We start from the raw sequence: 1097 nt of genomic DNA on the forward strand, positions 1-1097 counted from the left end.
GATGTAACCCAGCCCCAGCGCCACCACGGCGATGATGAAAAAGCTTGCCAGGGAGAACCAGCGCAGCAAATTGAACTGCGGCCGCCAGCCCTTGCGCGGTACTGCCGGAGCCTGCGGCGCAGCTACCTTTTGTTGTTCCAGTATCTGCATGGCTATGTCCTGAGTCTTTGAAATCGAGCCTTTCCAGCCGGGTATCAAGTCAGTGTAGGTAACATTGATAGCAATTGACTGGCCCACGTAACTATTTCGACGCTATGGCACCTGGGTCATGTCGGGTTGCGCGACCGAATGATGATGCTCAGGCTCCTCATTACCACTGACCACTGGCGGATGCTGACGGTCAGTTTCTTCTTGCAGGAAATCGATGATGGACCGGACGGAATGCTCATCCAGCCGCAAGTTGGGCATCGGGATCTTGTTGTAGCGATCGAACAGCTCCATCGCAATCGGGTCCTTTTCCGCGAGCATGCGATCCGGTTCGCGGATCCAGCGGCTGAGCCAGGCCGGATCGCGCTGATGGGTCACGCCGATCAGGTCCGGGCCGATGCTGCGCATGCCAATGCCCTGCCCGTCCAGCGGACCGAGGCTGTGGCAAGACGCGCAGCGGGTGCGGAACAGCTCTTCGCCATTGCTCGGCGGGCGGATTTCCGGTGCGTTGACGTAGCTTTCTTCCACACTGGGCTGTYTCCAGTTATGCAGGGTATTGGCCAGTTGATCGGCCAGAATCCACGGATTTTCGAACGGCGAGGATTTCATCCAGCGGCCCGTTGCCTGGTTGCCGATGATCAGGCTCAGGTTGTGGTCCTTGTTGCGCCCGTTATCGATGCCTTCGATGAACAGCCCCAGTTTCTTGCGCAACTCGGTGACGTCGGCGAATTCCCCGGTGAGGAATTTCCAGCCCGGCCCGACCTGGAAGCGCTGCGCATAGGCCTTGAGCACCTCGGGGGTATCACTCAAGGGGTCGATGCTGATGGAATAGAAGAAGATGTCCTTGCCGACCCGATCCCCCAGCAGTTTCTGCACCTGGCGCAGGCGCGCGGTTTCCAGGGGGCAGGAGTCGCTGCACGAGGTGAAGATGAAGTTGATCACCACCACCT

At 58.9% G+C, this 1097-nt stretch carries 1 protein-coding gene and 1 pseudogene; both read right to left on the bottom strand.

Annotated features, from left to right (window positions below; translation table 11 throughout):
* Positions 1 to 150: pseudogene (locus ACXRVY_RS30930) on the bottom strand (two-component sensor histidine kinase); the annotation flags it as partial.
* Positions 151 to 252: 102 nt separating this feature from the next.
* Positions 253 to 1097, bottom strand: an 845-nt coding sequence (locus ACXRVY_RS30935; RefSeq protein ID WP_458239200.1) for an SCO family protein, incomplete at its 5' end; no start/stop codon positions are given.

The sequence above is a fragment of the Pseudomonas sp. P5_A2_2 genome, assembly GCF_054177685.1.